The 24,019-nt window shown below is 35.7% G+C and carries 29 protein-coding genes; 9 read left to right on the top strand and 20 right to left on the bottom strand.

The window, feature by feature from the left end:
• The first annotated feature begins 26 nt into the window (after positions 1-26).
• The 7 genes from B3C16_RS03205 to B3C16_RS03175 are packed head-to-tail and all read left to right on the top strand — an operon-like array spanning position 27 to position 5,376.
• Positions 27-1,157, top strand: coding sequence for an NAD(P)/FAD-dependent oxidoreductase (locus B3C16_RS03205; protein WP_291128650.1), 1,131 nt, complete (start codon positions 27-29; stop codon positions 1,155-1,157).
• Positions 1,158-1,871, top strand: coding sequence for a methyltransferase domain-containing protein (locus B3C16_RS03200; RefSeq protein WP_121313938.1), 714 nt, complete (start codon positions 1,158-1,160; stop codon positions 1,869-1,871). It abuts the gene before it with no gap.
• Positions 1,868-2,920 (top strand): type III polyketide synthase, encoded by a 1,053-nt coding sequence (locus tag B3C16_RS03195; RefSeq protein WP_291128648.1) that lies wholly within the window; start codon positions 1,868-1,870, stop codon positions 2,918-2,920. The genes B3C16_RS03200 and B3C16_RS03195 overlap by 4 nt, the downstream gene beginning before the upstream one ends.
• A gap of 1 nt (position 2,921) precedes the next feature.
• Entirely contained in the window at positions 2,922-3,353 is a 432-nt protein-coding gene (locus B3C16_RS03190; RefSeq protein WP_291128646.1) for a 3-hydroxyacyl-ACP dehydratase FabZ family protein, read from the top strand.
• A gap of 1 nt (position 3,354) precedes the next feature.
• The gene (locus B3C16_RS03185) at positions 3,355-4,632 is read left to right on the top strand and encodes a beta-ketoacyl-[acyl-carrier-protein] synthase family protein (RefSeq protein WP_291128644.1); all 1,278 of its coding nucleotides are present in this window, start codon (positions 3,355-3,357) and stop codon (positions 4,630-4,632) included.
• A complete protein-coding gene (locus B3C16_RS03180; RefSeq protein ID WP_121313934.1) occupies positions 4,625-4,879 on the top strand; it encodes an acyl carrier protein in 255 nt (84 codons plus the stop codon). The genes B3C16_RS03185 and B3C16_RS03180 overlap by 8 nt, the downstream gene beginning before the upstream one ends.
• Positions 4,876-5,376: a 4'-phosphopantetheinyl transferase family protein gene (locus tag B3C16_RS03175; protein ID WP_291128641.1), complete on the top strand. Its 501-nt coding sequence runs from the start codon at positions 4,876-4,878 to the stop codon at positions 5,374-5,376. Before B3C16_RS03180 ends, B3C16_RS03175 begins: the two co-directional genes overlap by 4 nt.
• On the opposite strand, the gene B3C16_RS03170 is transcribed toward B3C16_RS03175, so the two are convergent.
• The 16 genes from B3C16_RS03170 to B3C16_RS03095 all read right to left on the bottom strand — a co-directional run bounded on the left by B3C16_RS03170 (position 5,371) and on the right by B3C16_RS03095 (position 19,915).
• Positions 5,371-6,045 (bottom strand): SGNH/GDSL hydrolase family protein, encoded by a 675-nt coding sequence (locus B3C16_RS03170; RefSeq protein WP_291128639.1) that lies wholly within the window; start codon positions 6,043-6,045, stop codon positions 5,371-5,373. The genes B3C16_RS03175 and B3C16_RS03170 overlap by 6 nt on opposite strands.
• A gap of 112 nt (positions 6,046-6,157) precedes the next feature.
• The gene (locus tag B3C16_RS03165; RefSeq protein WP_121313931.1) at positions 6,158-7,693 is read right to left on the bottom strand and encodes a flotillin family protein; all 1,536 of its coding nucleotides are present in this window, start codon (positions 7,691-7,693) and stop codon (positions 6,158-6,160) included.
• A gap of 10 nt (positions 7,694-7,703) precedes the next feature.
• Positions 7,704-8,270: an NfeD family protein gene (locus tag B3C16_RS03160; protein ID WP_291128636.1), complete on the bottom strand. Its 567-nt coding sequence runs from the start codon at positions 8,268-8,270 to the stop codon at positions 7,704-7,706.
• Between the two features lie 82 nt (positions 8,271-8,352).
• The gene (locus B3C16_RS03155; RefSeq protein ID WP_291128634.1) at positions 8,353-8,745 is read right to left on the bottom strand and encodes a DUF1801 domain-containing protein; all 393 of its coding nucleotides are present in this window, start codon (positions 8,743-8,745) and stop codon (positions 8,353-8,355) included.
• An 85-nt stretch (positions 8,746-8,830) separates the two neighbouring features.
• Positions 8,831-9,364: a DUF4199 domain-containing protein gene (locus B3C16_RS03150; RefSeq protein WP_291128632.1), complete on the bottom strand. Its 534-nt coding sequence runs from the start codon at positions 9,362-9,364 to the stop codon at positions 8,831-8,833.
• Positions 9,365-9,447: 83 nt separating this feature from the next.
• Positions 9,448-9,924: a response regulator transcription factor gene (locus B3C16_RS03145; protein WP_291128630.1), complete on the bottom strand. Its 477-nt coding sequence runs from the start codon at positions 9,922-9,924 to the stop codon at positions 9,448-9,450.
• Positions 9,925-9,965: 41 nt separating this feature from the next.
• Positions 9,966-10,511 carry a GNAT family N-acetyltransferase gene (locus tag B3C16_RS03140; RefSeq protein WP_121313927.1) on the bottom strand — a complete coding sequence of 182 codons (546 nt, stop codon included), beginning with the start codon at positions 10,509-10,511 and terminating at the stop codon, positions 9,966-9,968.
• 100 nt (positions 10,512-10,611) lie between these two features.
• Positions 10,612-11,460 (bottom strand): L,D-transpeptidase, encoded by an 849-nt coding sequence (locus B3C16_RS03135; protein ID WP_291128626.1) that lies wholly within the window; start codon positions 11,458-11,460, stop codon positions 10,612-10,614.
• Positions 11,461-11,546: 86 nt separating this feature from the next.
• Positions 11,547-11,963 carry a DUF5004 domain-containing protein gene (locus B3C16_RS03130; protein ID WP_291128624.1) on the bottom strand — a complete coding sequence of 139 codons (417 nt, stop codon included), beginning with the start codon at positions 11,961-11,963 and terminating at the stop codon, positions 11,547-11,549.
• A 224-nt stretch (positions 11,964-12,187) separates the two neighbouring features.
• Complete coding sequence (locus B3C16_RS03125; RefSeq protein ID WP_291128623.1) at positions 12,188-12,571, bottom strand: hypothetical protein; 384 nt, start codon at positions 12,569-12,571, stop codon at positions 12,188-12,190.
• A 44-nt stretch (positions 12,572-12,615) separates the two neighbouring features.
• On the bottom strand, positions 12,616-12,948 hold the full coding sequence (locus tag B3C16_RS03120) for a DUF4870 domain-containing protein (RefSeq protein ID WP_291128621.1): 333 nt from the start codon (positions 12,946-12,948) through the stop codon (positions 12,616-12,618).
• Between the two features lie 342 nt (positions 12,949-13,290).
• A complete protein-coding gene (locus B3C16_RS03115) occupies positions 13,291-13,929 on the bottom strand; it encodes a response regulator transcription factor (RefSeq protein ID WP_291128619.1) in 639 nt (212 codons plus the stop codon).
• Positions 13,930-13,954: 25 nt separating this feature from the next.
• Complete coding sequence (locus B3C16_RS03110; protein ID WP_291128617.1) at positions 13,955-15,685, bottom strand: sensor histidine kinase; 1,731 nt, start codon at positions 15,683-15,685, stop codon at positions 13,955-13,957.
• A gap of 294 nt (positions 15,686-15,979) precedes the next feature.
• On the bottom strand, positions 15,980-18,823 hold the full coding sequence (locus tag B3C16_RS03105; protein WP_291128615.1) for a PAS domain S-box protein: 2,844 nt from the start codon (positions 18,821-18,823) through the stop codon (positions 15,980-15,982).
• 240 nt (positions 18,824-19,063) lie between these two features.
• Entirely contained in the window at positions 19,064-19,636 is a 573-nt protein-coding gene (locus tag B3C16_RS03100) for a hypothetical protein (RefSeq protein WP_291128613.1), read from the bottom strand.
• Positions 19,637-19,693: 57 nt separating this feature from the next.
• The gene (locus B3C16_RS03095; RefSeq protein ID WP_121313918.1) at positions 19,694-19,915 is read right to left on the bottom strand and encodes a hypothetical protein; all 222 of its coding nucleotides are present in this window, start codon (positions 19,913-19,915) and stop codon (positions 19,694-19,696) included.
• A 164-nt stretch (positions 19,916-20,079) separates the two neighbouring features.
• On the opposite strand from B3C16_RS03095, the gene B3C16_RS03090 reads away from it, so the two are divergent.
• Positions 20,080-20,451 (top strand): hypothetical protein, encoded by a 372-nt coding sequence (locus B3C16_RS03090; protein ID WP_291128611.1) that lies wholly within the window; start codon positions 20,080-20,082, stop codon positions 20,449-20,451.
• Between the two features lie 224 nt (positions 20,452-20,675).
• Complete coding sequence (locus B3C16_RS03085; protein WP_291128609.1) at positions 20,676-21,098, top strand: hypothetical protein; 423 nt, start codon at positions 20,676-20,678, stop codon at positions 21,096-21,098.
• A 203-nt stretch (positions 21,099-21,301) separates the two neighbouring features.
• Here the strand turns inward: B3C16_RS03085 and B3C16_RS03080 are convergent, their stop codons facing one another.
• The 4 genes from B3C16_RS03080 to B3C16_RS03065 form a co-directional block, all read right to left on the bottom strand.
• Positions 21,302-22,234 carry a Na/Pi cotransporter family protein gene (locus B3C16_RS03080; protein WP_291128607.1) on the bottom strand — a complete coding sequence of 311 codons (933 nt, stop codon included), beginning with the start codon at positions 22,232-22,234 and terminating at the stop codon, positions 21,302-21,304.
• A 171-nt stretch (positions 22,235-22,405) separates the two neighbouring features.
• A complete protein-coding gene (locus B3C16_RS03075; RefSeq protein ID WP_291128605.1) occupies positions 22,406-22,936 on the bottom strand; it encodes a hypothetical protein in 531 nt (176 codons plus the stop codon).
• 12 nt (positions 22,937-22,948) lie between these two features.
• A complete protein-coding gene (locus B3C16_RS03070; protein WP_147406850.1) occupies positions 22,949-23,329 on the bottom strand; it encodes a hypothetical protein in 381 nt (126 codons plus the stop codon).
• 97 nt (positions 23,330-23,426) lie between these two features.
• On the bottom strand, positions 23,427-23,801 hold the full coding sequence (locus B3C16_RS03065) for a DoxX family protein (protein WP_349680448.1): 375 nt from the start codon (positions 23,799-23,801) through the stop codon (positions 23,427-23,429).
• Between the last annotated feature and the right edge of the window lie 218 nt (positions 23,802-24,019).

Genomic DNA, 24,019 nt, shown 5'->3' with positions numbered 1-24,019 from the left:
AATCATTTCGCTAAATTTACTTTGTTATGAATCAGAGTAAAGTAGTAATTATTGGCGGTGGTTTAGCAGGCTTGACGGCTGCAATTCACTTGCGAAAGCTGAATATTGCCGTGACTTTAGTAGAAAAAAATACTTATCCAAAACACAAAGTTTGTGGCGAATATATCTCGAATGAAGTCGTACCTTATTTCCAATGGTTAAACATTGCTGTAGAAGATTTAAGGCCTACCGATATCAGTAAACTACAATTTTCCACCGTTTCAGGGAAAACCATCAATACTGTTTTGCCCTTGGGCGGATTTGGTGTAAGCCGATATGCTCTGGATAATTTTTTGTATCAAAAAGCATTAGCCGATGGTTGCCACGTTATTCACGAAAGTGTAGAAAATATCCATTTCGACAATGACAAATTTACGATTATAACGTCATCCGGAACTACAATTCAAACTGATTTAGTGATTGGTGCTTTTGGCAAACGGTCTAATATTGATATTCAATTAAGCAGAAAATTTATGCAACAAAAATCGCCTTGGTTGGCTGTAAAAGCCCATTACGAAGGCAGTTTTCCCAATGATGTTGTCGGTCTGCACAACTTCAAAGGCGGTTATTGCGGCGTTTCCAAAGTAGAAGAGAACCGAATCAATATTTGTTATTTGGCGAGTTACAAAACTTTCAAAGAACATAAGAATAGTGATGGGTACCAAAAGGAAGCTCTTGAGCAAAATCCGCATTTAAAAAACATTTTTAAAAATACTAAATTGCTTTTCGAAAAGCCGTTAACCATCAGCCAAATTTCATTTGAACCAAAACTTCCGGTTGAAAATCACATTTTGATGATTGGCGACACCGCCGGATTAATTCATCCGTTGTGTGGAAACGGAATGGCGATGGCGATTCACAGTGCCAAAATTGCGGCTGAAGTGATTGATGATTATATTCATCAGAGAATAAAGACGAGAGCACAATTGGAAAAAAATTATACCCAACATTGGAACCAAACCTTCAAAAGCCGTTTGAAAACCGGAAGACTGTTGGCGAATATACTTTTGAAACCTAAACTATCCCATATCGTATTTCGTATAGTAATGATAGCGCCATTTTTGTTGCCAATGATTATTAAAAAAACGCATGGTCAACCGATAACTATTTCCGCCTAAATGAGTATTAACACTAAATACCGAACCAATGCCACCGAAATCATGGACGACTTTGCCTTAGAAGGCGAAACGTTGCGCGATGCATTGGATAAGATTGCCCGAATTAATCGGCTTTTAGGAGGTAACCAATTAACTTTACAAGGTGTTCAACAATTGCTCAAAGTTATTTCAAAAGATAAAGAAATATCCATAGTCGACATCGGTTGCGGTAATGGTGATATGTTGCGGGCTTTGGCAGAATATGGAAAAGAGAACAATTATAGTTTTAGTTTAATTGGAATCGATGCCAATGCGTTTACCATTAGTCATGCGAAAACTTTATCAAAAGAATATGGAAATATTAGCTACGAATGCGAAGATATTTTCGAAGCCGAATTCAAATCCAGGCATTATGACATAGTTTTGTGTACTTTGACTTTACACCATTTCAAAGACGAAGAAATTCTGAGTTTGGTAAAAGTGTTTTATGAAAATGCCAGGGTTGGAATTGTGATTAATGATTTGCACCGAAGCGCAATAGCTTATAGATTATTTCAGGCTTTGTGCTTTGTTTTTCAATTAAATGACATGTCAAGAGAAGACGGTTTGGTGTCCATTCTACGCGGATTTAAAAAAAGCGAATTAGAACAATATTCAAAAAAATTGCAGTTAATAAATTATACGATTTACTGGAAATGGGCGTTTCGCTACCAGTGGATTATCCAAAAATCATGAGTGTAAAAATCAAAACGGTTGCCAAACAATTGCCTCAATTCTCAAGAACTACGGAAGAAATTCTGCCTTATCTTGACGCTTGGCTTTTTGGTCAGGACGAACGCTTTATTCGGAAAGTTAGAAAAATTTTTGAAGGTGCGATGGTTGACAAACGCTATTCTATCATGGATCCGATTGAAGTTTTTACCAATACTTCTTTTGAATCTAGAAATAATATTTACGTGCGAGAAATGATTGATTTGGGCGAAAAGGTTTTGGTCAAAGCTTTAGAAAAAGCGGCTTGGCAACCCACCGATTTAGATTATATCATTACGGTAAGTTGCACCGGAATCATGATTCCGTCACTCGATGCTTATTTGATAAACAAACTACAATTGCGCCAAGACATCGTGCGTTTACCGGTAACCGAAATGGGTTGCGCTGCTGGAATCTCGGGAATGATTTATGCCAAAGAATTTTTAAAAGCCAATCCGAGAAAACGAGCAGCCGTTATTGCTGTCGAAAGTCCAACCGCAACGTTTCAGCTGAATGATTATTCGATGGCGAATGTGGTCAGTGCTGCTATTTTTGGTGATGGTGCGGCTTGTGTTTTGTTGTCGTCACATGAAGCCGATGAAGGACCGGAAATTGTAGATGAATCGATGTATCATTTCTATGACAACATTCATATGATGGGTTTTAAACTCACCAATATGGGTTTACAAATGGTATTGGATATCGAAGTGCCTGAAACTATTTCGGCTCATTTTCCGGATATTATTCATCCGTTTTTGGCCAAAAATAAGTTGAAGATGGAAGATATCAACCATTTAATTTTTCATCCCGGTGGCAAAAAAATAGTGCAAACGGTGGAAGATTTATTCGGTGCTTTAGGTAAAAATATTGACGATACTAAAGAAGTGTTGCGATTGTATGGCAATATGTCGAGCGCGACAGTATTGTATGTTTTAGAACGTGTTATGGACAACCAACCTGCAAAAGGAGAAAAAGGATTGATGCTGAGTTTTGGTCCAGGATTTTCAGCGCAACGCATTTTATTAGAATTTTAAAATGACCAAAGAAGAAATCATAACCAGCTTGCCTTATTCCAAACCGTTTTTGTTTGTGGATGAAATTATCCATATCGATGAAAACGGAGTAGAAGGCAGTTATATATTTGATGAGCATTTAGATTTTTATAAAGGACATTTCAAAGACCATCCGGTGACGCCGGGTGTGATTTTAACCGAAGCCATGGCGCAAATAGGCGTAGTGTGTTTGGGAATTTATTTATTGAATAATGAGTTCACTAAAAATAGCGTAATTGCCTTAACTTCAAGTGAAATAGATTTTTTCAAACCGGTTTATCCGAATGAAAAAGTAAGGGTAGTTTCAGAGAAAATGTATTTCCGTTTCGGTAAGTTAAAGTGTCAAGTAAAGATGTTAAATGAAGTTGGACAAACAGTTTGCCAAGGCACTATCGCCGGCATAATTAAAGTATAAAATGAATAAAAGAGTTGTTATAACAGGCCTGGGAATTGTCGCTCCAAACGGAGTCGGACTTCCTGCGTTTACCCATGCGATTCAAAACGGCATTTCGGGAATTAGCCATGTCACTGAATTGGAACGATTGCAATTCTCTTGTCAAATAGCCGGAAAACCAGTGATATCAACCGAACTATCCTTACAATATTTCACCGAATTGGAATTGCGCAATTTCAATTCGTCCGGGATTTTATACGGTGTAATTGCCGGAATAGACGCATGGAAAGACGCCGGTTTGTCAATGGAAATTAATGACGAACCCGATTGGGATAGCGGAACTATTTTCGGCACCGGAACTTCGGGGATTGACAAATTTCGCGAAAGCATTTATAAGATTGATGAATTGCAAACCAGAAGATTAGGCAGTACCGCCGTGGCGCAAACCATGAACAGTGGCGTGAGTGCTTACCTCGGAGGAAAGTTAGGTTTAGGAAACCAAGTCACGACGAATTCTTCCGCCTGTACAACAGGAACCGAAAGCATTTTGATGGCGTATGAGCGAATCAAGTTGGGACAAGCCAAACGCATTTTGGCAGGAAGTACAAACGATTCCGGACCTTATATTTGGGGTGGATTTGACGCCATGAAAGTTTGTACCTTTAAACACAACGACACTCCCGAACAAGGTTCCAGGCCAATGTCAGCTACAGCTTCAGGATTTGTTCCGGGAAGCGGCGCCGGTGCTTTGGTTTTAGAAGATTTAGAAAGTGCGTTAGCTCGTGGCGCTAAGATCTATGCGGAAGTTTTAGGTGGCAACATCAATTCCGGTGGACAACGCGGTGGCGGAACGATGACAGCACCGAATGCCACAGCGGTGAAAAGATGTATTACCGAGGCGTTGAAAAATGCGAATGTAGATCCAATTGAGATTGACACGATTAACGGTCATTTGACAGCAACAGCCAAAGACGGTTTGGAAATCCAAAATTGGAGTGAAGCATTGCATTTAAGCGGAGATAATTTTCCATATATCAATTCGTTGAAATCGATGGTTGGCCATTGTTTGTCGGCTTCCGGCAGTGTGGAAAGTGTGGCTTCGGTGTTGCAACTGCACCACGGTTTTATATTTCCGAACATCAATTGCGAAGATTTACATCCTGAGATTACGACCATTATTGGCGAAAGCCGAATTCCACAACAACTCATTAAAAAAGAATTAAATATAGTAGCCAAAGCGAGTTTTGGTTTTGGTGATGTAAACGCCTGCGTACTATTTAAAAAATACCACTATGACTAAAGAAGACATAATCGAAAGATTAAAGACTATTGTAAAGCCTTTTGTAAACAATCAGGAAGCGTTTGAGAATCTCACTGAAGAAACCGATTTCATTACCGATTTGCAGATTAATTCAGCGAATTTGGTCGATATCGTTTTGGATGTCGAAGACGCTTTCGGAATTGACATTGACAATTTGGCGATGGAGAAAATGATTAGCATTAAAGCGACGATAGAAATCATTGAGACTAAATTGGCAGAGAAATGATAGGGAATGACATTGTAGATTTGGCGAAAGCCAAAAAAGAAAGCAATTGGCAGCGAAAAGGTTTTTTGGACAAGATCTTTACTGGGAATGAACAAGAACTTATCTTAACTTCCAATAATCCCGAACAGATAGTTTGGAATTTGTGGAGTAGGAAAGAAGCGGCTTATAAAATTTACAATCGTCAAACCGGAGAACGCTTTTTTAATCCGAAAAGTTTTGTTTGTGAAGAGGATGAAGTAATTTTAGGAACCCATCATTATTACACACAAACGCAAATCACGCCCGATTTTATTTATACTATCGCTGTTACTTCAAAAGATAGATTTATGGCTATTCAACATTTGGAAAGTCGAGAGGCGATTCAAAAGAAAAACGGCATTCCCAATTGGTTTGATTTGGCCGAAGGCAAGTTTCATCCGGCATCAATTACGCACCACGGAAGATTTGCACGTATAGTTTATTTGGAAACTAAAAAAAAACAGTTTAGCTTTTTATAAAAATTTCAGCAGTATAGATTCCATTTTTTTGTAGCCGGTTACATTGGGATGTACTCCGTCTTCACCGTATTTTTTCTGCAATCCTTTTTTATCATCAACCATTGCCGAATAATAATCGACAAAAGGGATTTTGTTTTTTTGGGCATAATCCTTAATCATTTTATTTAAGGCTACGACTTTATCGGCAGGTTCAATTTTTGGGTTCCAATAAAAATGATTAGCAGGTAAAACCGAACATAATACAACTTTTATTTTATTGGTTTTAGCCAATTCAGCCATTGATTCTATATTCTCAAAAACAGCTTCAAGGGTTATCGGACCGGTATTTTCTGCTATGTCATTGATTCCGGCCAATATTACTACGGTCGAAGGTTTTAAACTGATAACATCTTGCTGAAATCGAAGCAGCATTTGTGAAGTGGTTTGGCTGCTGATGCCTCGATCTATAAAAGGATGAGAAGTAAAGAAATTTGGACTGGTGGTTTTCCAGAATTCAGTAATGGAATCACCCATAAAAACCACCGAATTTTTGGCAGGTATAACCGATTTATTCTCCATTTCATACTTTCTTAAGTTAGCCCAATCGTTATTGTAATCGTTTTGGCTTATTGCATTGGTCGTATTGACAATCAACGTTAGTAAAAATAGAACCTTAAGAAGCGATTTCATTAATTAGTGCGTTTACAATTTGGTAATTCTATATTCAAAAAAAACTTCATCCATTTCTTGAAAAACCTTAAGAATAAAGATTTTAGAGAAATGAATGAAGTAAAAATTTAGGTTATTTTTCTTTTTTTTCGGTATTGTTTGGTTTTTCCTCAACAATTTCTGATTTTACTTCTTCAACCGTGTCTTCGCCTTTTAAATAGGTTGGAAGATTTAATCCGGCCATGTTGAATAAGTCATTCAATGGCGGTACGGTTTTCATCATACCCGAAACAAAATTGGCGGTAGAACCGTTTCCGTTATCGCTGTTGTTGCCCGAATCCCAAACGGTAATTTTATCAATTTTGATATTTTTAACCGCTTCCACTTGGGTTTTAACCAACTCAGGTAATTTCTCAATCAACAATAATTGGAAGGCTTTTGTCGGATCACCACCGGCGGCGCTAACCACTTCTTTGTAACCTTCAGCTTGCTTGGTTAAGATTTCGTATAAACCTTTGGCTTCGGCTTCCATTTTGGCAAAAATGGCATCTGCTTCACCTTTGGCTTGTTCACGAATTCTTTCAGCTTCTGCTTGCGCATCAATGATGGCTTTTTGCTTGGCAATTTCGGCCGGAATTACGATGTTGGCATTTTGCGTTGCGCGTTCTCTGTCCGCACGTGCATCTTCTGCTTTTTGTTCGGCCAAATAAGATTCTTCTAACGCTTTCGCTTGTTGTACTTTTTCTGAGGCTAAGGCGATACGCAACGCTTCAGCTTCTTTTTCACGACGCGCGGCTTCCGATTGTGCAATGGCAATTTTGGCTTCGTTTTCCCCTTGAATCGCGATAGCATTCGCTTCAGAAGTCGCTACACGCGTATCTCTTTCGGCTTCAGCCTTACCGATACTTTCGTCTTTAAAAGCAGACGCAATACTTACTTCACGGTCTTTATTGGTAATCGCAATTTTAACGTCACGATCTCTGTGGGTTTCGGCTATTTGAACGTCTTTTTCACGATCTGCCAAGGCTTTACCGGTTTCCCCGATTTTTTCTTGCTCGGCAACCGAAATTTTAGCTTCGTTAATCGCTTTTGCAGCGGCTTCTTTACCCAAAGCTTCGATATAACCAGATTCGTCTTTGATATCGGTAACGTTTACGTTAATCAATTTCAAACCGATTTTTTTCAATTCAGAATCGACGTTTTTAGAAATATTATCTAAGAACTTATCACGGTCAGAGTTGATTTCTTCAATGGTCATGGTAGCAATCACCAAACGCAATTGACCAAAAAGGATATCTTTGGCTAATTCCTGAATTTGCTCCTGTGCTAATCCTAATAAACGTTCCGCTGCGGTATTCATACTGTCGGTTTCAGTTGAAATGGCAATGGTAAATCGACACGGAACGTCAACACGAATGTTTTGTCTTGACAGCGCATTGGTCAAATTGGCTTCAATAGAAATCGGTTTTAAATCCAAGAAAGCGTAATCCTGAATCACCGGCCAAATGAAAGCACCACCACCGTGAACACACTTGGCAGAAGTACCGCCTGTTTTTCCGTAGATGACTAATATTTTGTCGGAAGGACAACGTTTGTAACGAGAAATTAAGGTTGTAATGGTTACAAAAAGCACTACAACTAAGACAACAATGATAATGATTTGTGACATATGTAAAGGATTAGATTTTTTTTACAATTAGAACTGCATTATTTTCTATTTTGATGACTTTAACCATCGTTCCGGTTTCGATACGGTCATTTTCGGTTAAGGCATCGAGTTCGTGAAAAGAACCGTTGATACTGATTTGGATTTTACCTTTGCCCGATTTTTTTTCAGGAATGGTTAAATAAACTGTTCCGGTTTGGTTGATGGTTTTGGCTAAAGAGAAGGAATTGTTTTCATTCAAACGCATCATTTGTTTGATGGTAAAAAAGAACAAGGCTACGAATGCAACACCAACTAAAAAAGCCACTACAACTAAAATGGTTTTGTTTGCAATTGAATCGTAAAAGGAAATACCACTCCAGCTAAATCCTAAAAGGAAATTAATCAGGTTTCTAAGGGTAAATAATTCGAAAGGTGTGTCAGTACTATGATGACCTTCGGATTCTAATTCGGTTTCAATATCATCACCGCCAACGCCCATAAAGGTCATTACGGTTTGCAATACAAAAAACAAACTAACCGGAAGTGCAATGTACCAAAACGCTCTAAGTAAAGGTTCGTAGTTTTCTAAAAAGTTCATGGAGGTTTTTTTTGAGATTATGCTGATTATACGCACAAATTTTTAAAAGGTTACAAATTCTGTTTTGTAAAAAGAATTTTATTTATTTCAGTCGTTCTAAGACGCCTTTCCGCTTCACAATATTTTTATAATCCCATTGAATGTCTTTTGATTTTTGAAGCCAACGGTCAATATCTTTAACATTGAGCTGATCAATTGAGGTATAAGTGATTGAAGCATCTTTGAACTTTCCGGTTCCCGGTTTTAAGTCTTTTTCTTCAAAGGTAACGCCGCTCCAAAACATTAGCCGAAGACCATTTTTTAATTTATCGTAACCAACAATCGGATTACCGTCTATAAACCAAACAGGATGCGAGTGCCAGACTTTGTTTTCGGCTTCGGGTAAATTTTTAAGAATAATTTCGGCTAGTTTGTCGCAAATAACTTTGTACTCTGGTTCTTGAGTGTTATGGTAGTTTTGAATATCAGGATGCATGTGTTGAGTTTTGGTTTTATAAATATATAAAAAAATCCTCAAGAAGTTTTGAGGATGATTTTGATTTAAATAAAATGGGCTATTGTTAGATTGTTTCTTTAGACACTGATTTTCGTTTTAAGATTAAGGCACTAATTACCGGAACCAATAATCCTATTGGAATCAATATTTCTGCATAAGTCAGTAAGATAACCATGATTGGGTTTTTATACCATTCTTTAAACATGTTTATTTCGTCGGTTTTAGCTTTGATTTCAGTTGCTGTCATGGTAGTTTTGTCAAGATTCTTGAGACTCATGGCAGTGAATTTTTCCATAAAGTCAGGGAAGAAGCAGTAATATTCGATTAACCAAACGCAGACATAAATGGTTGACGCAATTAAAGAGATAAGCATTCCAATTTTAAAACCTTCTCCAAAAGTAATGACACCGTTGTTGTGATTGTCACGGTAATTTTTAATGCCTAAAAAGACAAAGACATAAGCAATAAGCATTCCGGCATAGCCCAGAACCATACTTGGCTCAAAATCGGGTTTGTTCATTTGAATAGTGCCATACACCATAAAAGCGGCAACGATGGCGCCGGCAATAAGTCCGTTAGTAATAATAATTTTTTTCATTATATAAAAAGTTATTGATTAGGATGCAAAGGTTAGTGTTTGTACTGTCTTCATGCTCATCCTTTCGGGTGATTTTTGAAAAATCATCCTAAAGTAGGAGGTAAGAGTTGTAATTTCTTGGCGGTTTCTATGGCTTGAGTCCTTCTTTTTACTTCGAGTTTTTCGAAGAGTTTGGCACTGTGTGTTTTTACGGTGTTGAGTGAAACAAACAACTGTTCGGCGATTTCCTGATTGCTCATTCCTTGTGCCATTAAAGTTAACACTTCGAGTTCTCGTTTGCTGATGTTTCTTTGTTGTAATTCGGTTTCATTTAGAATGAAGTTATCTATGGGCACTCGAACTTCTTTTTCGACTACTATGGTTTTTATTTTGGGTTTGGTGACTTTATTGGACAACCAAATACCAAAAAGCAAAAAGAGTAGAGAGATAATCCCGATGTAGATTTCGTATTGATGTTCTAAAATCAAAAAGCGAAATTCCAGCCAACGTAATAACAAAAGCAATAAACCCATGGCTATAGCATAGCTGATGATTTCTTTGTATGGTTTTAGTTTAAGCAAAATGGTGGAATTGATTTACCCAAAAATAGGGAATAATTACGTCAGTTTAGATATTCGTGTTTTAATAACCCAAACACTAGCGAGTCTTCCATTTGATTGTTCGTGAAATAGTGCTCTCTTAAATGGCCTTCATAAGTAAAGCCAAATTTTTTGACAAGATTAAGAGAAGCCTCGTTTTCTTTACCGATAAAAGCTTCTACGCGATGGAGTTTCATTGAGCCAAAACCATAATGAAGTATGGCTTTCATTGCTTCGCTCATCAATCCTTTTTGCTTGAAATTATCGTCAAATAATCCGTAGCCGATTTCCGCGCGGTTGTGGTCTAAATACCAAGTGTGATAGCCGCACCAACCGATAATTTTCTCGTTAGTTTTGTCTAAAAGCTGAAAATAAAGATAGGTTTTGTTGAAAGTAGCCAATCCTTTGCGGTACTTTTCTTTTTCGATGACCAAAGCTTCTGGTTTTGTCAATCCCAAGAATACAAGCAATTCATCATCGGAATAATTTTGGTAAATAAAGTCAAACGTTTCAGGAGATAGCTTTCGCAATAAAAGTCTTTCTGTAGTAATTATTTCAAAAGTGTGCATCTTGGTAAAGTTGAATGCCACTAAAATACACAATTCTCTTTATAAAAAAGACATCCTTTTCAGAATGCCTCTTTCGCAATTGTGGTATCTGATTTTGGACTTATTTTTTTCCTTGGTATTTGACTCTTTTTTGCTGTTCGGTCAAAATAGTTTTTAAAAAAGGGGTTGCCTGTTTTGTGATTTCTTTCTCTGATATGGCTAGTGCTTTGGGATTGGCAACCAGTTGCGACCAAGGTTTTGGCGCGTCAAAATCATAGGAGCCAAAAACAATCACAGGCGTCCCTTTAATAGAAATGGTATTGTCGTCTAACAATACCCACTGATCTGCCCATTCATAAAGATATCTGGCATCTTTTTCCTGTAGTCTCAAACAGGAATGCGATGCCGGATAACCGGGCAGTTCGTATTGGTGCCATCCGACACCTAATTTATTGGCGATATTAAAATTCCATTTTAAATCCCACTCATCGTTGAAAGTACTGGTGGTTTCTTCGGCTTTCCAGTTAGTAAAGAAAAGTCCGGTTGGAGTTTTATCTGCTTTCCTTCCCATATTGGTTGGTCCGGTATGGGTTAATTCTCCTTTTTCGTAAGTCGCAAAAGTCTGCGAAGGATAAGAAAAAAAGATGATTTTATTCACTTCTTCTAAAGCTTTTACTTTGAATGGAAACGGAAGGTAAAACTCAATATCACCTGTCAAATCGGTTGGAATGATAACCGAATCCATTTTTACAAAATTGGCCACATCGGTTCGGTTAGCTATCAAAGCAATCTTAATTGCGCTACTGTCTGATGTTGTGGCTAACCATTCTTTGGTTTTTTGCCACTGGTAAGCTACAGTTTTAGGTTGACGTCTTTCGGGTGCTGTTTTTTTGACAACAACGTTTTTTGGCTCTTGTTTGCATGACCAAAATACTAAACCTATAATTACCACTATGATGTACTTTTTCATAGCGGTAAAATTCAATTAATAGGTTGAGTAAAGTGTTATAAAATTTTTGTAAATTGTTATGAGATTCACAGTTGCTGGCAAGACAATTATTGCTTTTTCATGACCATTTCAATCTGCGCATCTTCAATAACGAAGATGATTTTCTTTTCTTCTGTTCGCACTATAAAAGTCATGTTTGAATACCCTTCCTTTTTCAGTCCGACTTTGATTTGTTTTTTCTTTTTATCAAAAATCCATTGGTTGTTTTGGAACAATTTTTCGAGTTGTTCTAACATTTTAGCGGAGCTTTTACTTTCAAAGGTAAAGCTGTGATCTTCATTGAAGCTATAAGTTGCTTTTTGAAAACCGGTTACCAGTTCTTTGGTTTCGGGTTTGTCCGCATCTTTGAGTGCAGTAGCTTTTTTGACTTTCCATTTACCGGTAATCAAAGCTTCGTTTATGGTTTGACTTTGCGCTGAGGCAAAAGTAAATAGAAAGGCTAAGAGTAGGAATTGGGTTTTCATTAATTTTGGTTTTTCGATAGAGCTAAGATATAAAAATATTGTAAAATTCAAGTATTTCAATCGCGCTCAAGGTGGTAGTAAGTTATAGTTATATTTTTCACTTAGTGGCTCAGAACCTTTGCGCCTTAGTACTTTTTTTTAATAAAAAAAAGCCCCAATAGTGTAGGCTATCAGAGCTTTATTAGATTAGATACTACTATCTTGATCAAAGGGCAAACAGGATTTTATATGCAGGACACAATCAAACAGCTTAAGAAGACTATGATTATCCCGGCAACAATTAATTCGAGGTGTATTTTTTTTCTTTTTGGCATTCCTGATACCTCAAAAGGATTTTGATTTTCTATCTTTTTTTGTCTTTCTATATAAACTAACCAACCACCATTTTCGGCGATGTATTTTCCCAGTTCGGTTAATTCATAGCGGAATTCATTATCGGAAAAGTTTTTTATCAAGTCTTTTTGCTGCATTATTTCAGCCAACATTTTAGCACCCGGAAGTGGCTTTCCTGCACTGTCTCTGAAATCAGGCAACACTATAATTTGATGCTTTGAATTGAACAAAAGCATCAGGTTTATAGCGATTAGTTGGTTAATTTGATCAATCATAATTTGGAGACTTATATATCATTAGAAAAAAATGGGACGGTTAACTATTGGATAAATCGAAACTTATCTTTGAAATAAAATCCAATAAATGGCAATGGTAGTCTCACACCATGATAGGCACTTATTAATCCGGTAATCCAAAGTATCACCAATCCCATGTTGTTAATAATTAGCAATAAGATGAAGAACGAGTCGAAAAAAACAGGTATCATCATTATAATATTGGACACAACTACAATGACAGCCAATCCAAAAGACTGTTCCAAATGGAATTTAGCCAAAGAAGATTTAGCTCCTTTTTCATATTCCCTATAAGCAATTATCCAACCGATGATGGTGATATAGCTTATTACTGAAATGGTTTTTCTGTGCATCATTGGTCTATCTACGTCAAAATTTGAGGGATAGTTTTTTAATTTTCCATTTCATTAATCCTTTCAAATCCCATTGACTAAATAGAGTGAGCTATTTTGCTAGCCGATGGGATTTTAAGGATTACCCACAATCATTAATAAAACTACTTACTACATCATGGCTACTACTATACCATCCATGATTTCGCAGGAACAAATCTAAAGCAGCAAACAGGAGTTATTTGTAGAATTGGCAAGGGTTTATTGTAGAATTGCTTCTACAAAAAAAGCAACCGTTGAGGTTGCTTTTCGTACTAATGGGTTAGACTAGTAAACTAATTTTCGGAAACAAAAATTAGATTTTATTTAATTATACAATTGGAACAAATCGATTAAATCGGCTAGGTTGTTGATTTCCAATTTTTCAAAAATTCTGTTTTTAAAAGTACTTACAGTTGATTTTTTTACTTGTAACTGATCTGCAATTTCCATATTGCCATAACCTTTGATTAATAGTCGGGCGACTTCAACTTCTCTGTTGGATAAAAGCTCTAAAGGATTGATGGGTTTTTTAGAAATATAGGAATCCAAAATTCGGTCTTTGATATTTTGTGTAATGTATTTGCCCGAAAGAATCATGCTTTTTAGCGCTTGCTTCATTTCTTCTTCGTTACTGCCTTTATTCAAGTAACCGGAAGCACCGGCATTGAGATAACGAAGTGCATAAATATCTTCGTCATAAGCTGATAATATCAATATTTTTAAATCGGGTTGAATGGCTTTGATGTCGGCAATAATATTCAGGCTGTTGCCGTCTGGAAAGTTAATATCGAGCACTAGCAAATCGATCGGAGTTTCTCTGAGTGCTTTCAGTGTTTCTTTGAAGTTTCCGGCTTGATGTATTTTGGCACTAAAAAACAACTCTTTAATCAATAAAGAAACGCCTTGTCTGACAATGCTGTGATCATCGGCTATTAAAAAGGTAAAATTTTGAGTTTGCTTCATTTTTAATTATGCGTTACGTTACATTTTATACTCTGCTTAAAATCAAATTAAACATCACTTTAGTTCCTTTACCTATCTTGCTTTCAATGTTAATTTCTCCTTCAAAAAGTTCGATGATTTCTTTGCAAAGATTCAAGCCTAAGCCAACACCTAAATCATTTACTTTGGCAGAAACTGTTCCTTGGTAATAGGATTCAAAAATGTTTTCTAAATCACTTTGAGCAATTCCTATGCCGTTGTCTTCAATGCTGATTTTTAAATTCACTTCATAATCCGAAATATTGTCTTGCTGAATGCTTACTTTGATTTGACCTTTATCCGTAAATTTATTAGCATTGCCAATGATATTGTAGAAAAGCTGGTGAATCTTTGTCGCATCTGAATATACTTCGTAATCGGTTTTTAAATCAGAGTTTACACTTAATTTATTGCCTTTACTTTCTACCAAGGAAGTCATCGCGGTAATGATTTGAGTGATTTCAGTTTTAAGTAAAAAATTCTTGTGCTTTAATTCGGGTTTGTGATGCTCGTCTTTAGAATATTCCAAAATTTGATTGGACAATAACAATAAGGAATTGGTGGTAAATTCAACAGACTTAAAAGTTTCTCTTACTTCTTCCTCTTTGACGGAAGCACTTATCTTTTTACTGTAAATAGCAATAAGACTAAGCGGTGAACGAATTTCGTGGCTTATCATGCCCATAATTCGGTTTTTGAAATTCAAGCTTTGTCGAATTTTTTCCTGCGCAGTAGTCAACCTTTTTTCGTATTCAAATGCCAAACGCGTGAATCCGAACAAGATAAGTGATACTACAAACATTAAAATGATAACCGCTACTATCGAATAATTCCGAATGGCTTTGTTGGTTTCAAATTGGTTTTTTAAGTTGTGCTGACTGTTCAATTTTAAATCATTGGCCGCATTAGTGAAATCGGGCAAAGTGGCTTGACTTAATAAAAGTAATTCGCTATTAAACTTCACCAGTTCGAAGTCTTTTTTTCGTAGGTTTAAGAAAGCTGATTTTAGTTTGTTGAACTCTATTGCATAATATTTGTTACTGGCTAAAATCAAAAATTTCATTTGCTCTTCGAGCGTTCCGGTGACGACTTTGTCCTTGTATTTCATGGTGACAACCGTGTTCAATTGTTCTTTCTGAATTTCAATTTTTCCCGAAAAAGCATCTACTAATCGCGTCAATAATCCTTTTCTCGAAATGCTGTCAATTTTTATGGAAGTATTGGTGTCAACACTGTCAAGGACTTTGTTATAGTTAAGACTTTCAAATTTAAAAGGTGCAGCCACTTCATGCTGCTTTGGATAAAGTTGGCTGTTAAGGATAGAATCGATGGATGATTTTATCAAATGGATTTCAGTAGCAGCCTTATTTCTCTTCGCCAAAAGAGTTTTGAATTCCTTATGGTTTTTAGTGGTAACAGTTATGCTGTCAATAAATGCACTTGTTTCTTTTAAGGAAGCTAAATAATTATTCAACGAATTTTGATCATTACTGGTGATGTAATTGTTGAAATGTTCTTGTGATTTAATAATGGCATTGTTCACGTTACCGGTAAATTGACTGACTTGATTGGCTTGGTCAATAGTGTCAAATGACGTGGCAATCTTGTCTTCATTAATGGTTTCGTTGTACCAAATGAGAATAGCAAGAATTTGTAAAAGAATGATACACGCTAACAACGTGTAATGCACAACTTTTCGATCTTGAAACTTTAGTTTTTTAAGATAGATTGAGTTCAATATGGAGCTTTTTACTATTTGTTTGTTGTAGGTTGAAACAAATGCTAAAGACTTGGGGCGGCAAAAATAATTTTTTAATTTAATTATTAAACAAAAATAGCCCTCTTTCAACTATTTGTCTGTAATACATTTGAATGTTGATTGTAGAATATGTTCGACAAATCAGATTGATGAATTAAAATAAAAATCAGGTTGTTGTACTGGTTGTTTTAGAAGTTACTCACTTTGGTTAATGCTATTTTTTTGTTTTTAAAGAGTTGAATTACAGCAACTTTTTATTGTTTTAAAGTGTATTTAAATTGGCAGTTCAATAATGAATTCGGTTCCGATGCCGGGTTGGCTTTCAACACTTATGGTTCCGCCTAGGATTTCCACTTGGTTTTTTACCATAAACAATCCAATTCCGTTGCTTTCAATATCCAAGTGGAATCGTTCGTATAGATTGAATATTTTTTTACCGAATTTATCCAAATCCAAACCCCTTCCATTGTCTTTAAAATGGATGCGTACCTTTTCATCCTCTACCGATGTTTTTATCCAAATGATAATGTCTTTATCGGTTTGTTTGAATTTGATGCTGTTGGAGATTAGGTTATAGAAAATACTTTTTATAAAGCTTCTTAGAGAAAAGATAGTATCTGTCGCAGTAAAATCGGTAATGATTTGCGTGTTTTCACACGGAATTAGATGAAAAATTCCCGATTTAATTTGGCTAATCAATTCTGAGAAAACCACATCTTCCTTGCTTTCTGTAATTTGGGTTCGAATCTGTAAAACTTCATTAAGCACTCGAATGATCTGATCTAATTTTTCGGCAGAAGTGACTAAAGATTGTTCTAATTCTATTCTTTCGGCTACGGTAGGATTGCTGTTTAGCATTTTGGTGATGCCAATAATGGCGGCTACCGGAGCACGCAAGTTATGAGAAACAATAAACGAGAACTCTTCCGATTTTTTATTACGGTGTAGTATATCCGTTACCATTTTTTCTCTTTCCAGCTCGATTTTCTTTTTTTCCGTTATATTTCGCAATACACCATCCACGTGGGTTTCCGTATTCTCATCACCTGTTATTAATCGGGCATTGAGTGAAACGTAAATTGGTTCGCCTGTTTTTGATTTCAACAGGAATTCATAATCCATGATTTTGAAATGCTCTTGTAACACTTGATAGATTTTTTCTCTGTCACTTGAATCCCAATAAAAATTTTCGGTTAAACTGCCTATCAATTCATCACGTTTATACCCGATATAAGTTTCTACAGAAGGACTTACTTCGAGAATTTTGCCGTCAAGATTAGCCTGATAAAAGACATCTTGTACATTCTCAAAAATGTTCCGGTATTTCTTCTCACTGATTTTTAGAGATTCTTCTATTTCTTTGCGCTCGGTGATGTCTACCAGAACACACAAAAAGCATTGCTCGCCACCGAGTTCTATTAGTTCAGTAGACGAGTTGACTATTACTGTTTTTCCGCCTTTGGCACGAAATCGGAAATCGTGACCGTGTAATTGACCTTTTTCTGCGAGTTCATTAACTAAAAAGTCTCTGTCATTTTCATTGACCCATATATTTAATTCGGTAGTCGATTTGCCAATCAGTTCTTCTCGGGTATAGTTGAGGAGTTTTTCGGTAGCTTCATTAACTTCAAATAACGTTCCGTCACTGATTCGGCTGACAATGATAGATACCGGAGCTGATTTAAAAGCTTTTGAAAACCGAATCTCTGATTCGCGTAATAAATCTTCTGTCTTTTTTCGTTCGGTAATGTCTCTGGTAATCGAGTATAGTTTTCCGTTATTCGGATCTACAGTAGCATTGGATTCAAACCACAAATATTTACCATCGGCTTTGCGATAACGGTTTACAAAGTTGATCGTGTCTATTCCTAATTTTAGTTTTTCAATTTCCTGTGTGGTAGCTTCAATATCCTCGGGATGAATAAAATGAAATACTTTGTTTTTTTTCAATTCTTCTTCAGTATAGCCCAAGATTTTGGCAAACTGTGGATTCACAATTTCTAAATAGCCGTCAGTATTAGAGATACTGGCTAGATCATTACTGTTGTAAAAAAAATGTTTGTATGTTTTTAGTTGTTCTTTCGCTCTTTTTCGCTCGGTAATGTCACGAACAATAGCGATATAACTTTTGCCGTCAGCCAAAATCTTTCTGCTGATTTCCACTTCCACCATGGTTCCGTCTTTTTTTAATAAAAAACGTTCATCCATCAATACAGTATTCTGTCGCAGTTGGTTCCACTGGTCTTCGATGGCGGTATATTGATCTGAGGCATTTAGTTCAGAGGTTTTTTTGCGCAACAATTCTTCCTCACTATATCCCAGTAATTCACAGGCGATTTGGTTCGCATCAACAATAGAATTGTCTTCTGCGATGATAAAAATAGCATCACCGGCATGTTCCAATATCGAATGGTACTTTTCTTCGCTTTGGGTAATTTCGACATTCTTCAAACGTAAATTTTTAATTAAACCGTTTACATTTCTGATTAGATAATATGAAAAGGGTAGGGCAAAACCCAAAGAGAGGGCAATTAAGAAAAGAAATTTTTTATTAGCGGATTCATAAACCTCGTTGTTGTTTTCATACAATTTTTGGCCCACTTTAATCTGAATACTAACTAAGGCATCCAACTGGGCAATCAGCGGATTTATAGTAATGTATAGCTTGTTTTTGATGATGTTGCTCAGTTCAACTTCATTTTCTTGTTGTAGTGCTAACTTGAGTTGTTCCACTATGTCGTCTGATTGTTTCATGAAAACCTCAGTTTGACGAACAAGGATAGTTTCTTCAGGCGTTAGGTAGGTTTTCATATAAGCCTCCCAATTGATTTTGATGCTTTTTTGGGAAGCTTCTATTTGCTGTAAAGCGATTGCATTTGAAAATTGTTTGGCATGTATCTGTTCGGCTGAAGCAATGATACCGTCTAAGTAGGCATAACGAATATTGTTCAGTTGTTCCAACGGAATCATTCGGTCGGCATACAGTGTTTGCATCTGCCGATTCATTTTTCGCATTTCATTGATACCGTAAAAACCGATCCCAATAATAAAAAGGGACAGTATAAATGCCAACAGATATAACTTTTGGGACGCCCTTATTTTATTTTTTAATATCATTCTCACTATAATATTATTTTCAGCTTTATTTGGGAGTCAAGGCAAGCTGATGGTTCAGGTTTTCTTGTGGGTATTATTATCTAAGGTGAAGAATTGGCGTTTAGATAGTTTAACGGTTTGCAGATGAATTAGATATAAGTCGCAAAGTGCGAAGGTAAGATAATTAAGTGAATCCTCAAAAGGATTTTAACAGACCTAATGTTACACAAGACACTTTTTTTAATACAAAATGATGAGGTTTTAAAGGCCATAGCCTTCATTGATGCAGTCTATTCCTTTTAAATCCTCTATCGGAACTATTTTTTGGGTTTTGGTATCAGCGCGCCAAGCTTTGACAATGTTGGTATAAAATTCTATACCGTCATTGGCTTGACTTTTAACAATGGCAATTATTTCTGAATCGGGAATTTTATTGTGTCGGCAGGTACAAATAGCGATATTTTCTTCAATACTTAATTTTGAGATGTTTAAGGTGTCAAGGATTTTGTATTTTGGTTTAGGATTGTTGGCTTCTCTTATTAGTTCATCAAAAAGGAGTATATAGTTTTTATCATTACCATATTGCGAGAGTCCATATTTATAGTCTCCGTTTGCATCTTTAACTTTTTCAATGATAGAGCCTGCTTGGTGTTCATATTCTTTTAATGATGCCACTTCAGTTATGTTTCTGTAAATAGTTCCAAATAATTCGTTAGGCTTTTCAGTGATGAGACTATCAGTCACGACAATTTCTTCCGCAGGAATTTCTGTTTCTTCGGTTTTTTTGCAACTGAATAGGGCTAAGAGGATCAAAAGGGAGAAGACTCTTTTCATTGGTTATTAGTTTGTAATAAAATTACAAAAAATACTTATAGCCGAACAAATAATTATCTATTTAGATTTATTGATGGTATAGATACCGCCAGCAAAAAGCACGATGGCTAATCCTATATACATATAACCTTTTCGTTTACCGGTTTCATTCGAGGCTTCAATGTTTACTCCTAAAACTTTAACCGAATTACTGCTTTCAGACATGGTCTTAAAACCTAAATAACCAACACCCAAACTAATGAGAATTAATATCGCTCCTATTATTTTTCTAACATCCATCTTTTTACTTATTTGATTCGGTCTAAGGTAGTGAGAAAATAGGAGTAAAGAGTTATATGTAAGGAGTTATAAATTATAAGTTTCCTATTTATTGATTCCTATTGCCTATTGCTTTCTTTGGCTTGACTTTTGTTTATCTCTTCCCAAATGATAAAAAAGAAACTATGAAAAATCTAATCTTACTGTTGTTGCTTACTTCCGGAGTTTATGCTCAAAAACAAGTTTTTAACGTGCAACAGTATTGCATCGATGAAAAGCCATTCAAGGAAGGACAATGCGATCAAAAAGGGAATGAGTATTCGTTTTTGTTTTTAGATCCTGATAAGAAAGAAGTCGTTTTTTTTCTCACTGAGATCAAGTTTGAATATCAAATTACGGCAACCCAAGCGGATTCAAATTATACCATTTATACTTTGAAAAATGATACAGGAGAAAGTACTATGAAAGTGAATAATGCCAAGACTAAAATTGAGTTTCGTTCGCCCGAACGACATATCTTTTTAACGGTAGGGAAATCTACTAAGGCGGAGAAGTAAGAAGGAGTAAAGAGTGAAAAGGGATAAGTGAAAAGGGATAAGGGATAAGTGAAAAGTGAAAAGGTATAAGGGATAAGTTTGTCAGCGATATGCTTTTTATCCTTTCCCTTATCTTTTCCAAAGAAATCAACATTTATCTCTTCAATCTGTTCATAACTAATTGTATGGCAACGATGAATGGCTTGGAATAGTTTTTATTTTTATTTTAAAGTAAACGTAAAACTATGAAGTCAAAAAATTTACTCTTTGCTGTTTTACTGTTTTTTGCAGTTAACAGTTTTTCTCAAACCAAGATTGAAGCCAAAGATGGCATTCATTACCTCACGACTAACATTGATTATCCGATTACCGGTACCTACTTCTTTAAAGGAGCTGAACCTACGGTGGAATTAAATGGCAATGGTGCGGGTTTTTACCAACTGCATGAACAACCCAAAAAAGCGGTGACTTGGGGCATTGAATGTGACGAAGCCGGTGTGCCTATATTTAGTAAAGGTTTTGACAATGTGGCTTACACGCTTTGGTACCAATATACCAACCCGGAGACGGAAGAGGAACAGCACTGGAAAGCGGTGCCTTTTACAATTCATTTTAATAGTTTAAAGATGTTTATTCAGGGGGAACGAAGTAAGGATTATACTGAATAAGTAAGTATAACTGAGGTTTATAATTTAATTTTTTGGTTAGCACTTGTGACAGCTTGAGTTGGCGAAGGCCATTTTTAGAATTTGTTTAGTACTTTTCGGGTTTACTCAGGCGCTTTTCGAACTTTGTACATCACTATCAAGCCAAGCCACGCAATTGTGAAATGATTAAGTGATAGTTGAATCAAACTGCTGTTGTGCGTAGTTTATCTCTCCGGTAATAATTTATTCAAAATTTTTTCAAATACCGGAATGGTCCATGCAAAAACTAATACTCCTGAAATATTGAAAAGCATATGCGCATTAGCAACAGCCCTTTCTATGGGAGCATTTTGGCTTATCCATTTCACTAAATCCAAAAAAGGATAAAATAAAATTAAACCAATAACTATAGATAATAAATTAAAGATTAAATGAAACAGACCGGTTTTGATGGCTGATTTGCTTCCATTAATAGTGGCTAGTAAAGTATCACTACAGGTTCCAAGTTCAGCCCCTAACATAACCGCAATTCCACCCGCTAAGCTTAAAAGCCCTTTTTTTGAAAGAATAATTGCCATTCCGACTGTCGCTGAGGAAGATTGAATAATTAATGTAATTACCGCACCAATTATAGCACCAGATACCGGATATTCTGTTTTTTTTAACCATTCTAAGAAGTAGACTTCATTTTTTAAAGGTTCAACAGCATTTTCCATGGTAAACAATCCAAAAAAAAGAATTCCAAAATATAAAATTATCTTACCCGTATTATTAATTTTTTCTGATTTTGAAATGAGCAGTAACGTGAAACCTATAATCAAAAGTATGGGCGAATACTGACCAATATCCATAGCAATTATTTGACTGCTTATGGTAGTTCCTATGTTGGCGCCAAGAACTATTCCCATAGCCTGCTTAAAGTTTAGGATCTTAGAATTGACAAAAACTATAGTTATTATGATGACCGCAGAGGAGGAATCTAATAATGTAGTAACCACTGTACCCACTATAATACTGGAAAGTGTATTACGTGTAAATTTTATTATCCACTGATTAGCACTATCTCCTACAACTGTTTTAATGGTAGTAGAAAGACTGTTTACGGCAAACAAGAAAAGAACTAATCCTCCGATTATTGATAATATTATTTCTTTCATTTTTTTTGAAAAAATAATATAATTGACTTGAATAAATATTTTTATATTATTAAGTAATCATTAACAATCTGGAAATGGTTATATGAGTGTGGGTTTAATGATATACAGTGTGTAGCAGACTATAACTATATGAATTGTTACTGATGATTTCAAACACAAGCTTCGCAGTTTTTATAAACTGCTTTTGTGAGAAGTATTATGTTGCATAAATCGTTTCACTTTGTCGAAAATCTCTATGTTTTTTCCTTTTACCAAACTTATTTCTGTCTTTACAAAAATATCTTCTTGATGAACTTTTAATTTGTAGAAAAATTTATCAACTAAACTTTTAGATTGCGTGACATGACTTTTAAAATCTTTTAAGTCAAAGCAAATAAATGTAGTTCCTTTACTTTGCCATAAGTTAATACGCTTAACATTTGTCCAGTATATTTTAATATCATTAATGTGGTCATAAAAATACTCATTCGTTAATTCAATAGCTGGTTTTCCGGATAATTGTCTGCTGAGGTTTTTGACGGTATTATAAAAATGATTCCATGCTACTCGCCAAATTATTAAAGCTATAATAATTCCGTAAGGTTGGTATTTATTCCAAACGAATAGTAAAGTTATTGAAAGAAGTGCTATAATAGTAATTACAGAATCAATCCATAATTTTAATGGATAATACGAAAATTGAAATTCTGATTGCTGGCTCACAAAAATGATTCTTTATTTGTTTATTGTGAAAGTATAAATGGGAACATTATCTTTTGAAGATTTTTTCCAATTTTCTACTTTACGCGGATCATTAAACTCAATTCCCTCTACAGGCATAATTTCAAATTTGGAAAACCAATAATGCGGATTTTCGCCATCTCTTTTAAAATACGTTTGTCTGGCAATGATGCTATCATTTGGTCGTACAGTGAACGAACTTGTTATTTCCTGTGGTCCCATAATTTGAGATTGCTTAATAACACTGGCAGAAAATGTGATAGGTTTAGCCGAAGTATTTTTTACTATAAATGCAGTCATTGGGTGATTGCCGTCTAGTACAGAACAGCTAATCATTGAACAGCTAATTAATAAAGTTGCTATTAGTTTTTTCATATTTTGTTATTAAGGTTTTCCATCATTGCTGCTGAAGTTTCGCAAATAGTAAAGCGGCTAATATTTATTACTGATGATTCCAAATATAAAATTACTTTTAAGCTTTATCAATTGAATATTTTCCAGCTCCTGCTAGAAATATCACAACAAAGGTTATGAAAAACAATAAAGCATGTTCTTTAGTTGCTAAATCGTCTTTGGCATGTACTATAAATCCGGCAACAAACATAGTAATTGCAGCAGGGATTGCAGCCCATTTTGTTTTAAAACCTATGATTAACATAATAGGAGCGACAACTTCTCCAATAAGTGCTAAAATTAAGGATGTTGTGGCGCCAACACCTATAGGGTCACCAAAATCGGAAGGGTTTGATAACATACTTATTTTTGGAATTCCATGGGTAAGCATAAAGCCACCAAAGCCAACTCTTAATATTAAAAGTGCTAAATCGTTAAAGTTTTTTTTCATCATTGTAAAATTTATTTAATTACTCTTTAGACATTAATTCTTATTGTTGCCAACGTTTTGCGTCTTGAACAGTTGCAATGATTAATCACCGCCGATTCCAAATATAAAATTTTTTTTTGAATTTTCGCAGTCCCGAACCGAACCGAAGGCGAACTGGCGCAGCAAAATTCGGGACAAGCCAAAGCGCGCAATTGTTGCAAACTGCCTTAAGTTTACAATCA

The sequence above is a fragment of the Flavobacterium sp. UBA7682 genome, from assembly GCF_002482945.1.
Classification (GTDB): domain Bacteria; phylum Bacteroidota; class Bacteroidia; order Flavobacteriales; family Flavobacteriaceae; genus Flavobacterium.
The sequence above is the reverse complement of the archived record's forward strand: the minus strand, read 5'-3'. Positions and strand labels throughout refer to the sequence as shown.

Bases quoted from the DNA above. Each gene is read 5' to 3' on its own strand.
- B3C16_RS03205 (WP_291128650.1), top strand. From the start codon at position 27: ATGAATCAGAGTAAAGTAGTAATTATTGGCGGTGGTTTAGCAGGCTTG.
- B3C16_RS03200 (WP_121313938.1), top strand. From the start codon at position 1,158: ATGAGTATTAACACTAAATACCGAACCAATGCCACCGAAATCATGGAC.
- B3C16_RS03195 (WP_291128648.1), top strand. From the start codon at position 1,868: ATGAGTGTAAAAATCAAAACGGTTGCCAAACAATTGCCTCAATTCTCA.
- B3C16_RS03190 (WP_291128646.1), top strand. From the start codon at position 2,922: ATGACCAAAGAAGAAATCATAACCAGCTTGCCTTATTCCAAACCGTTT.
- B3C16_RS03185 (WP_291128644.1), top strand. From the start codon at position 3,355: ATGAATAAAAGAGTTGTTATAACAGGCCTGGGAATTGTCGCTCCAAAC.
- B3C16_RS03180 (WP_121313934.1), top strand. From the start codon at position 4,625: ATGACTAAAGAAGACATAATCGAAAGATTAAAGACTATTGTAAAGCCT.
- B3C16_RS03175 (WP_291128641.1), top strand. From the start codon at position 4,876: ATGATAGGGAATGACATTGTAGATTTGGCGAAAGCCAAAAAAGAAAGC.
- B3C16_RS03170 (WP_291128639.1), bottom strand. From the start codon at position 6,045: ATGAAATCGCTTCTTAAGGTTCTATTTTTACTAACGTTGATTGTCAAT.
- B3C16_RS03165 (WP_121313931.1), bottom strand. From the start codon at position 7,693: ATGTCACAAATCATTATCATTGTTGTCTTAGTTGTAGTGCTTTTTGTA.
- B3C16_RS03160 (WP_291128636.1), bottom strand. From the start codon at position 8,270: ATGAACTTTTTAGAAAACTACGAACCTTTACTTAGAGCGTTTTGGTAC.
- B3C16_RS03155 (WP_291128634.1), bottom strand. From the start codon at position 8,745: ATGCATCCTGATATTCAAAACTACCATAACACTCAAGAACCAGAGTAC.
- B3C16_RS03150 (WP_291128632.1), bottom strand. From the start codon at position 9,364: ATGAAAAAAATTATTATTACTAACGGACTTATTGCCGGCGCCATCGTT.
- B3C16_RS03140 (WP_121313927.1), bottom strand. From the start codon at position 10,511: ATGCACACTTTTGAAATAATTACTACAGAAAGACTTTTATTGCGAAAG.
- B3C16_RS03135 (WP_291128626.1), bottom strand. From the start codon at position 11,460: ATGAAAAAGTACATCATAGTGGTAATTATAGGTTTAGTATTTTGGTCA.
- B3C16_RS03130 (WP_291128624.1), bottom strand. From the start codon at position 11,963: ATGAAAACCCAATTCCTACTCTTAGCCTTTCTATTTACTTTTGCCTCA.
- B3C16_RS03125 (WP_291128623.1), bottom strand. From the start codon at position 12,571: ATGATTGATCAAATTAACCAACTAATCGCTATAAACCTGATGCTTTTG.
- B3C16_RS03120 (WP_291128621.1), bottom strand. From the start codon at position 12,948: ATGATGCACAGAAAAACCATTTCAGTAATAAGCTATATCACCATCATC.
- B3C16_RS03115 (WP_291128619.1), bottom strand. From the start codon at position 13,929: ATGAAGCAAACTCAAAATTTTACCTTTTTAATAGCCGATGATCACAGC.
- B3C16_RS03105 (WP_291128615.1), bottom strand. From the start codon at position 18,823: ATGATATTAAAAAATAAAATAAGGGCGTCCCAAAAGTTATATCTGTTG.
- B3C16_RS03100 (WP_291128613.1), bottom strand. From the start codon at position 19,636: ATGAAAAGAGTCTTCTCCCTTTTGATCCTCTTAGCCCTATTCAGTTGC.
- B3C16_RS03095 (WP_121313918.1), bottom strand. From the start codon at position 19,915: ATGGATGTTAGAAAAATAATAGGAGCGATATTAATTCTCATTAGTTTG.
- B3C16_RS03090 (WP_291128611.1), top strand. From the start codon at position 20,080: ATGAAAAATCTAATCTTACTGTTGTTGCTTACTTCCGGAGTTTATGCT.
- B3C16_RS03085 (WP_291128609.1), top strand. From the start codon at position 20,676: ATGAAGTCAAAAAATTTACTCTTTGCTGTTTTACTGTTTTTTGCAGTT.
- B3C16_RS03080 (WP_291128607.1), bottom strand. From the start codon at position 22,234: ATGAAAGAAATAATATTATCAATAATCGGAGGATTAGTTCTTTTCTTG.
- B3C16_RS03070 (WP_147406850.1), bottom strand. From the start codon at position 23,329: ATGAAAAAACTAATAGCAACTTTATTAATTAGCTGTTCAATGATTAGC.
- B3C16_RS03065 (WP_349680448.1), bottom strand. From the start codon at position 23,801: ATGATGAAAAAAAACTTTAACGATTTAGCACTTTTAATATTAAGAGTT.